The organism is Methylosinus trichosporium OB3b, assembly GCF_002752655.1.
GTDB classification, from domain to species: Bacteria; Pseudomonadota; Alphaproteobacteria; order Rhizobiales; family Beijerinckiaceae; genus Methylosinus; species Methylosinus trichosporium.
The window spans coordinates 2,050,136-2,060,000 of record NZ_CP023737.1 but is presented as its reverse complement, the minus strand read 5'-3'; the positions used below and the strand labels follow the sequence as shown (position 1 = coordinate 2,060,000).

The following is a 9,865-nucleotide window of genomic DNA, read 5'->3' as shown; positions in this document are numbered from 1 at the left end:
AGGTGCGGTAACACGCACTGGAGGACCGAACCGGTGTCTGTTGAAATAGACTCGGATGACTTGTGGTTAGGGGTGAAAGGCCAACCAAACTCGGAAATAGCTGGTTCTCCGCGAAAGCTATTTAGGTAGCGCCTCGCATGTATTCTCCAGGGGGTAGAGCACTGGATGGGCTAGGGGGTCCCACAGACTTACCAAACCTAACCAAACTCCGAATACCTGGAAGAACTATGCGGGAGACACACAGTGGGTGCTAACGTCCATTGTGGAGAGGGAAACAACCCAGACCAACAGCTAAGGCCCCCAATTCGTGGCTAAGTGGGAAAGGATGTAGAAATCCCAAAACAACCAGGAGGTTGGCTTAGAAGCAGCCATCCTTTAAAGAAAGCGTAACAGCTCACTGGTCTAAATAAGGGTTTCCGCGCCGAAGATGTACCGGGGCTCAAGCCACGAGCCGAAGCTTTGGGTTCGCCGCAAGGCGAGCGGTAGCGGAGCGTTCCGTAATCCGTTGAAGGGACAGCCGTGAGGCATCCTGGAGGTATCGGAAGTGCGAATGCTGACATGAGTAACGAGAAACACTGTGAAAGACAGTGTCGCCGAAAGTCCAAGGGTTCCTGCGTAAAGTTAATCTTCGCAGGGTTAGCCGGCCCCTAAGGCGAGGCCGAAAGGCGTAGTCGATGGGAATCACGTTAATAATCGTGAGCCAGCAGGTGGTGACGCGTGGGATAAATCGTTCGGACTTACTGGATTGTCCGGGCGGTGAACCTGCGCCAGGAAATAGCCCCTGCATCAGACCGTACCCGAAACCGACACAGGTGGACAGGTAGAGTATACCAAGGCGCTTGAGAGAATGACGCTGAAGGAACTCGGCAATTTACCTCCGTAACTTCGGAATAAGGAGGCCTTCGGCTCGCGCAAGCGGGTCGGAGGGGCACAGACCAGGGGGTGGCAACTGTTTACCAAAAACACAGGGCTCTGCGAAATCGCAAGATGACGTATAGGGTCTGACGCCTGCCCGGTGCCGGAAGGTTAAGAGGAGAGGTTCACGCCTTGAATTGAAGCCCCGGTAAACGGCGGCCGTAAATATAACGGTCCTAAGGTAGCGAAATTCCTTGTCGGGTAAGTTCCGACCTGCACGAATGGCGTAATGACTTCCCCGCTGTCTCCAGCGTCAGCTCAGTGAAATTGAATTCCCCGTGAAGATGCGGGGTTCCTGCGGTCAGACGGAAAGACCCCGTGCACCTTTACTGTAACTTTGCACTGGCATTCGTGTCGGCATGTGTAGGATAGGTGGTAGGCGTTGAATCGCGGGCGCCAGCTCGCGTGGAGCCACCCTTGAAATACCACCCTTATCGTCATGGATGTCTAACCGCGCTCCGTCACCCGGGGCCGGGACAGTGCATGGTAGGCAGTTTGACTGGGGCGGTCGCCTCCCAAAGAGTAACGGAGGCGCGCGATGGTGGGCTCAGAGCGGTCGGAAATCGCTCGTCGAGTGCAATGGCATAAGCCTGCCTGACTGCGAGACAGACAAGTCGAGCAGAGACGAAAGTCGGTCATAGTGATCCGGTGGTCCCGAGTGGGTGGGCCATCGCTCAACGGATAAAAGGTACGCCGGGGATAACAGGCTGATAACCCCCAAGAGTCCATATCGACGGGGTTGTTTGGCACCTCGATGTCGGCTCATCACATCCTGGGGCTGGAGAAGGTCCCAAGGGTTCGGCTGTTCGCCGATTAAAGTGGTACGTGAGCTGGGTTCAGAACGTCGTGAGACAGTTCGGTCCCTATCTGCCGTGGGTGTCGGAGAATTGAGAGGATTTGTCCCTAGTACGAGAGGACCGGGATGAACATACCTCTGGTGGACCTGTTGTGACGCCAGTCGCAGTGCAGGGTAGCTATGTATGGACGGGATAACCGCTGAATGCATCTAAGCGGGAAACCCACCTCAAAACCAGTTCTCCCTCGAGAGCCGTGGAAGACGACCACGTCGATAGGCCGGGTGTGGAAGCGCAGCAATGCGTGAAGCTTACCGGTACTAATAGCTCGATCGGCTTGATCGTTCTCATTAATCAATGCCCATCCAACCAGATGGACGCCCCAATAGAAACCAGTTTGCTCCACTTGTTCTTCGCCGGCCTGGTGGCTTTCAGCGAAGCGATCAGACCCGATCCCATCCCGAACTCGGCCGTCAAACGCTCCAGCGCCAATGGTACTATGTCTCAAGACCTGGGAGAGTAGGTCGTCGCCAGGCCCGCAAAGAACAAATGTCCTCTTCACAAACCTTCTCCCTGAGGAGGTTTCAATTGCAGCCCGGTGCGTGAACGACCCGTCCCTTCAGGGCGGGTTTTTTCGTCTGTGCCGACATGGCTGGCGGCACCGCCGAGCGCTCTAAAATTCCTGATATCGCCCAGTTCGGCAACGCCGAACTCTCGGCGCTATCCGAACCGGTTGGTCTTTGGAAATCCCCGCGGCGGCAGCCGCCCGGCCTCTTGATCGTTCCTGTATATTCTTATGCCTCCGCGCCGATTGGGGGCGCCGCGCAGAATGGCGCCATGTTCAAAAAAGGCCGTGGGCGTGGACCCACGGCCTCGTTTCAATCAACGGCGGCCCTCCGTCACGACTTGTGCAGGTCGAAGCGATCGAGATTCATCACCTTGACCCATGAGGCGATGAAATCCCGTACGAACTTCTCCTTGGCGTCGTCCGACGCGTACACTTCCGCGACCGCCCGCAGCTCGGAATTCGAGCCGAAGATCAGATCGACTGCGCTCGCCGTCCATTTGATATCCCCGCTCTTGCGGTCGCGGCCTTCGTAGACGCCTTCCCTCTCCGCGGATTTTCTCCATTCCGTTGACATGTCGAGCAGATTGACGAAGAAGTCGTTGCTCAGGGAGCCCGCCCGCGAGGTAAGGACGCCGAGCCGCGAGTTCCCCTCATTGGCCCCGAGCGTCCGCATTCCCCCGACCAGCGCGGTCATTTCCGGGATGGTGAGCTCCAACATTCTCGCTCTCTCGACCAGCGCCTCGATCGGCGATTTTTCGGCGCTTTTGGAGAAATAGTTGCGGAAGCCGTCCGCCTTCGGCTCGAGAACCGCGAAGGATGCGACATCGGTCTGCGCCTGCGTCGCGTCGGTTCGCCCCGGCGAGAAGGGGACCTCGACCGTGACGCCCGCCTTATGAGCCGCGTCCTCGAGCGCGGCCGAGCCGCCGAGCACGATCAGATCGGCGATCGACACGCGCTTGCCGTCGGCGTGGCCCTTGTCGAAACTGTTCTTCACCTCCTCCAGCGTCTTCAAGACCTTCGCCAGCTCTGCGGGGTCATTGACCGGCCAGTCCTTTTCCGGCGTGAGGCGAATGCGCGCGCCATTGGCGCCGCCGCGCTTATCCGTGCCGCGGAACGAAGCCGCCGAGGCCCAAGCCGTGCGGATCAGCTCGGCGTCGGTCAGTCCAGATGCGAGGATTTTCGACTTCAATCCGGCGATATCCGCGGCCTCGATCGGCTTGTAGTCGATCGCGGGAACGGGATCCTGCCAGATCAGCGCCTCCTTCGGAACCAGCGCGCCGAGATAGCGCGCCCGCGGCCCCATATCGCGATGGGTGAGCTTGAACCATGTCTTGGCGAAAGCCAGCTTGAACGCATTGGGATCGTCGTGGAAGCGCTTGGCGATCTTGCTGTATTCGGGGTCGAATTTCAGCGCCAGATCGGTGGTGAACATCATCAGGGGATGCGTCTTGCCGGGCTCTTGCGCATCCGGGACGGTGTCCTCCGCGTCTTTCGGCTTCCATTGCGTCGCGCCGGCCGGGCTCTTGGTCTTGACCCACTCATGGCCGAAGAGATTGTCCAAATATTGCGTGGTGAAGGATACGGGATCGATCGACCAGGCGCCCTCCAACCCGCTGGTGATCGTATCCGCGCCCTTGCCGGAGCCGCAACGATTGGCCCAGCCGAAGCCTTGCGCCTCGATCCTCTCTCCCGCCGGCGCAGGGCCGACGCATTTCGCCGGCGCTTTGGCGCCATGCGCCTTGCCGAAAGTGTGGCCGCCGGCGATCAGCGCGACGGTCTCCTCGTCGTTCATCGCCATGCGGCCGAAGGCTTCTCTTATGTCCTTGGTCGCGGCGAGCGGGTCCGGCACGCCATTCGGCCCCTCGGGATTGACATAAATGAGGCCCATCTGGACGGCGCCCAGGGGCTTCTCCAGCGCGCCGCTCTTGTCGCGATTATTGCCCATGAACTTGGACGCCCCCCAATAGACGAGATCGGGCTCCCAATCGTCGCTGCGGCCGCCGCCGAAACCGAAGGTCGCAAAGCCCATCTTCTCCATGGCGACATTGCCGGTCAGCACCATGAGGTCGCCCCAGGAGAGCTTCTGGCCGTATTTCTTCTTCACCGGCCACAGCAGCCGGCGCGCCTTGTCGAGATTGGCGTTGTCCGGCCAGCTGTTGAGCGGCTCGAAGCGCTGCTGCGCCCCGCTCGCGCCGCCGCGGCCGTCGTGGATGCGATAGGTTCCCGCCCCGTGCCAGGCCATGCGGATGAAGAATGGGCCGTAATTGCCATAGTTGGCCGGCCACCAGTCCTGCGACGTCGTCAGGACCGTCTCTATGTCCTTCTTCACCGCAGCGAGATCCAGCGTCTGAAACGCCTGCGCATAGTCGAAATCCTTGCCGAGCGGGTTCGACTCCGCGGCGTTGCGGCGCAAGGGCGAGAGGTCGAGCTGGTCAGGCCACCAGAATTGATTGGCATGCGGCGCGCCCTCGGCCGAGGCGCCGAGCGGCGCGCCGACGATAATCGCCATCGCCGCGGCCGTCGTCCGCAGAAATCGCCGCAAGCCCACGCGCGAACGCGACTTTCCGGCGCTCGCCATCATCTTGTCCATTGCGATCGACATTGCTTTCCTCCTCGTCGCGCCCCCGCTGAGCTTGCTATAAGACGCGAAATCGATTAGGTAAAATTCGAAATTCTTCGTCATCGATCAGGAAAACTGATGATCACGACCAAGCAGCTCCGCTATTTCGACGCCCTCGCCCGCACCGAGCATTTTGGCAAAGCGGCCGATCTCTGCGCGGTGACGCAGCCGGCGCTCTCCATGCAGATCAAAGAGCTGGAGGTCGAGCTCGGCACGCAATTGGTCGAGCGGCGCGGAAAATTGGTCATATTGACCGCTGCCGGCTGTGAGATCGCCAAAGTCGCCCGCCGTATCCTCGCCGACATCTCGGAGCTGGAGACGATGGCGGATCAGAATTTCTGCCCGCTTCGCCTCGGCATCATCCCGACGGTCGCGCCCTATGTTCTGCCGATCTTGTTCGATGCGCTCGGCGGCGGCGCGGATGCTCTGCGGCCTCTGCATCTTCGCGAGGCGCAAACGGCCACATTGCTGGCCGAGCTGGACGACGGTCTGCTGGACCTCGTCATGCTGGCGACGCCTGTCGATCCCGAGCTCGAGTCCATGCCGCTCTTCGAGGATCGCTTCTATCTCGTCGCTCCCTCGAGCGGATTGCCGGAGGAAACTGGCTCCGTCAGCGCGGAAACGTTGAAAGCGCAAAGGCTGCTGCTGCTCGAGGACGGCCATTGCCTGCGCGATCAGGCGCTCAGCTATTGCGAGAGCCGCAATGTGCTGAACATCGACACTTTTGGCATGACCAATCTGACGACGCTGGTTCAGATGGTCTCGGCGGGCATGGGCTGCACCTTGCTCCCCGAGATGAGCCTACCAATAGAGACGGCGAGAGGCGCCGTCCGCGTGCTCCGCATCGAGCCGCCGGAGCCACGCCGAACAATAGGCCTCGTCTGGCGCAGATCATCGCGTCGTGGCGATGAGTTTCGCGCTCTGGGCCGACTGATCGCGGCGTCGCGAGAAAAATCCGGCGCGCCTTTTGCTGACAGAGGCGGCGCAGACGCCATATGGCGCGGCTCTTTCCGCATGTTCCGTGTATTCGGCGGCCGATAATCGACTCGTGAGCGACGCACGACGCATCTCGCAAATTTTTAAAGCGGGTCGGTATGGGCTATGATCGCAGGCGAAAGAGCAGGCGGAATAGCGCGATGATCGATTTCAAAGGCGGCCATATTTGAACGCGACGTGATCCGGTTGTGTCGCAAATTTTGTCTATGGAGACGACGCGGGCTTGTGAGAGTGACGCGGGTCACGCGGCGAGGGCATAGAACTGCTGGGCTGGATGCAATTCGCCCCTGGTCTGCAACGGGTCCTTTCGGATCATATGCGTGAGTTCGATCCCCGAAGAGCGTCGCAGCGGCCGATCGAAATGATTTGAAGCTTAGCATCGTCCGTGTCACTCGCTTCGCCGCTCGATGCCGGGTCACTCTCACACGCCCGCGTCGTCTCCGTAGACAAAATTTGCGACACAACCTTCGCGCTCAGCCGTCGCTCCCGTAGATAAAGCTTTGCGACATAACCATTAATTTTACGGTCTCGCCGAACCCGCTTCGTCTTACGGACGTCACAGACATCAACTCTTATTCCTCCGGTTCACCTATCGTGGTGTTCGCGACGACCGGCGCATAATAAATATAATTTATAACGCCAGCAGATATTTAACGGGGTTCTACATGTTCTGGTGTGATTTGCGCGTCATCTCGGCAAGCCGGATCGGACACTGCGATGTGGGCGCGCGCCGTCTTCTCCTCGCGGGAACGAGCGCGCTGGCGCTCACGCTGGCGGCGGCGCAGGATGGGGCGGCGAGGCCATTGCATGGCGGCGCCGGCTTTTCGCCTCCCGCCGTAGCGGCGGACGCGGCGTCGACGGCGGCGCGACAGGCGGACGCGATCACGCGGCGGTCCCTCGATTCGCTGACCAGAGCGGCCCAGGCCGTGCAGGCGCTGAAGGCGGCGCAATTGGCGGCGCAGCAGGCGATCCGGAGCGGGCTCGAGGCGCCGCAAGGGGTGAACGGAATCGTGGTGGATGGGCTCAGCCGATATGGCTCGCTCGGCCCAAACCACCTCGGACTCGTCATCGACCCTCGTTCGGATCCCAATCTCTGGATCAACGCCATCAAGCCGGATGCCGCGCGCGGCACCGCGAATTGCAGTGGCGGCCATTGCACGGTCACCGTGAAGCAGACAGCGCAGCGCGCGGTCGCCACCTGGCAGCAGTTCAACGTCGGCTCCAACACCACCGTCGATTTCGACCAGAGCGGCGGCAATTCTCAGAACGGCAACGATTGGGTCATCATCAACCGAATCGACGCGACCGGACGTCCGAGTCAAATTCTCGGCCAGATCAGCGCCGAAGGAACGGTGCTCCTGATCAATCCCAATGGGATCATCTTCAATGGCGGCAGCCAGATCAATGTCGGATCGCTGGTCGCGTCGTCGCTCGACATCGACAGCAACCTCGCCGCCTCCGTCTTCGCAGAAGGGGATCACAAGAATTATCAATATTCTCTACCGCCGAGCTTCACCGACTTTTTCGTTCCCGTCAACGAATCGGCCGCCAATCGGATGTTCGTCGACAACGGGCTCTATCTGAACGTCGCGTCTTCGACGGGGAAGGCCGTTGTTCTCACGCAGGGCGACTTGTCTCAGGTCCCGACGGTTTCGAGCGCCGGCGACATCGTCGTCGAACGGGGCGCGACGATCGCCACGTCGCGCAACACTGTGTCCGGGGCCGGCGGATATGTCGCGCTGACCGGCGCGCAGGTTTCGAATTCCGGCTATATCTCGACGCCGGGGGGGAGAGCGATTCTGGCGGCCGTCGGGAATGAGCCCTATGACACGGCTGTCCGAAATCAACTTCAGATCGCCGACCCGACGCCGACCCAGACCGGAGTCGCGCGGACGAAAATCGTATCTTTCCCACCCGGCGTCCAGCCGGGCGGCGGTCAGGCCCTGGTCGCCAATAACGCCGGGGGGCTCATCGAGGCCGATGACGGCAATATTACGCTGTTCGGGAACCAGGTGATGCAGGCCGGCGGCCTGTCGGCGAACACCAGCGTCGAGCGGCCGGGCTCCATCACGATCAATGCGGTCGGCGGCGACGTCGACCTCGCCGCGGGAAGCTTCATCTCGATTCTGCCCAGCAGCACGAGCGGCGTGATCACGACCAAGACGCTGCTCAGCGCGTCGGATTATTTCCAGAAGAATTTGCAGCCGCAAATCAATATCACCGCAGTCGGCGACATCCTGGTCCATGGCGACGAGATCGACCCCGTGACCGGCGCCGCTCTGCCCGGCGTCTTCATAAAGGCGCCCGGCGGCGCCGTGACCATGAACGCGGGCGATGGCGGCACGGTGCTGCTCGACAAGGGCAGCATCGTCGATCTGTCGGGCCTGGCCGGCGTTTCCGCGCCGATCGCGCAATATCTGATCAATGTTCTGATCACCCAGGCCGAGGTCGCCGACAATCCGCTGTCGCGCGCCCTCATCGGCTCCACGGTCACGATCGACGCGCGCCTACATGGGGTGCGCGCCGATGGTCTCGCGTGGGTCGGCTCGCCCATCCTCGACCTTTCCGGCGATGTCGGAACCATACCGCAGACGATCGAACAACTGCTGAGCGTCGGCGGCTCGTTCACGTCGAGCTCGCTCAAGCCGGATGGCGCGGCGAATACGGCTTATTTCGTTCAAAAGCCCGGCTCGATCATCGACATTTCGGGCGGCTATGTGAATTATCAGGGCGGCCAGATCGCCACGACTCGGCTGGTGGGCTCGAACGGTCGCATCTACGACATCGGCAACGCCGATCCGAGCATTGCCTATGTCGGCGTCGCCGGCCAGTTCAAGGTCGATCACCCGCGCTGGAACGTTTCCGAAATCTACACGAGCGGCTTGAACGCCTTGCAGAGCGAGCCCGCGTATTTCAGCGGCTCGAACGCCGGGTCGATCTTTGTCGCGGCGGGTGTTCCGCTGCTGGCCGGCACGGTCATCGCGGACACGGTCGCCGGTCCGCGGCAGCGCGCGTCGGACAGCCTGCCGCAAAACGCGTCTCTCGGGATCACCTTCACGATTCGCGCCGGGCAGATTTTTAATGACAACGCTGTTTTGCAGATCGGCGGCGCTGGCGTGGACCCCTTCGGCGTCGTCGAGGGGCTGACGCCGCTGACCGCGTCCACGTTCGATTGGGGGACAGCGCTCGCCGACGCCGGCAAATATGTCCCGATCTATACCGATATTCTGTCGGCCGCCGGCTTCGGCTCGATCAGCGTCGCGGGCGCGGAGCTGCTCACCATGCCCTATAGCGGCTCCGGCCCTGTCGCTACGCTCACCACACGGCCGGGGCCGAGCGCAAGCTTCGGGGAAGCCGCCCCGAGCACGGCCAAAGCCGTGCCGGGGATCACGCTTTCCGGCGTTACGACCATTGACGGCGTGCTCAACGCGCCGAGCAGCAATATTTCGCTCAAGGGAGCAAATTTTGGTGAGCGCTACGACGGCTCTACTTCTAAGACTCTCCCTGAGCCGCAGCAGGATCTCGTGCTCGGGCCGCATGCGGTTCTCGACGTCGCCGGTCTGTGGGTCAATGATTCGGGCGTGACCAGTGACGGGCTGCAAGGGTCGTCCTTCATCGATGGCGGCTCGGTCAGCATCACGACTCCGACCGGGATCAAGGGTTCGAACTCGACTTATGTGGATGTCACGCAAAGCATCGTTCTTCAGCGCGGCAGCGTCATCGATGTTTCCGGCGGCGGCCATGTCGGAGTGAACAACCATCTCGACTATGGCGCCGATGGCTTGCCGGCGGGAAAGGGCGGCAATCTGACGCTGCGCGTCTACAATGATGGCCTTCTGCCCTTCGAGTGCCTCACCTCATGTCAACAGGGGTCGGCGACCCTCGTCCCGCCGACCGACGGCGTTCTGAACGCTAACATCGCTCTGGGCGGAACGATTTACGCGTAGAGCTTCAGTGGCGGCGGCGCTCTCG

The 9,865-nt window shown here is 61.2% G+C and carries 3 protein-coding genes and 2 rRNA genes (1 of these 5 only partly in view); 4 read left to right on the top strand and 1 reads right to left on the bottom strand.

Annotated features, from left to right (window positions below; genetic code table 11):
• Positions 1-2,054: ribosomal RNA gene (locus tag CQW49_RS09865) — 23S ribosomal RNA — on the top strand; it begins 784 nt to the left of the window's first position.
• A 75-nt stretch (positions 2,055-2,129) separates the two neighbouring features.
• A 5S ribosomal RNA gene (gene rrf / locus CQW49_RS09860) occupies positions 2,130-2,245 on the top strand.
• A gap of 363 nt (positions 2,246-2,608) precedes the next feature.
• Here rrf and katG read toward each other — a convergent pair.
• A complete protein-coding gene (gene katG, locus CQW49_RS09855; RefSeq protein ID WP_040567335.1) occupies positions 2,609-4,786 on the bottom strand; it encodes a catalase/peroxidase HPI in 2,178 nt (725 codons plus the stop codon).
• 189 nt (positions 4,787-4,975) lie between these two features.
• On the opposite strand from katG, the gene CQW49_RS09850 reads away from it, so the two are divergent.
• Together CQW49_RS09850 and CQW49_RS09845 are read left to right on the top strand one after the other, a co-directional pair.
• On the top strand, positions 4,976-5,938 hold the full coding sequence (locus CQW49_RS09850) for a hydrogen peroxide-inducible genes activator (RefSeq protein ID WP_003610599.1): 963 nt from the start codon (positions 4,976-4,978) through the stop codon (positions 5,936-5,938).
• Positions 5,939-6,612: 674 nt separating this feature from the next.
• On the top strand, positions 6,613-9,840 hold the full coding sequence (locus CQW49_RS09845; RefSeq protein WP_099831774.1) for a two-partner secretion domain-containing protein: 3,228 nt from the start codon (positions 6,613-6,615) through the stop codon (positions 9,838-9,840).
• The last annotated feature ends 25 nt before the right edge of the window (positions 9,841-9,865 follow it).

Coding starts and splice junctions, on each gene's coding strand:
- katG (WP_040567335.1), bottom strand. CDS start 4,786: ATGGCGATTATCGTCGGCGCGCCGCTCGGCGCCTCGGCCGAGGGCGCG.
- CQW49_RS09850 (WP_003610599.1), top strand. CDS start 4,976: ATGATCACGACCAAGCAGCTCCGCTATTTCGACGCCCTCGCCCGCACC.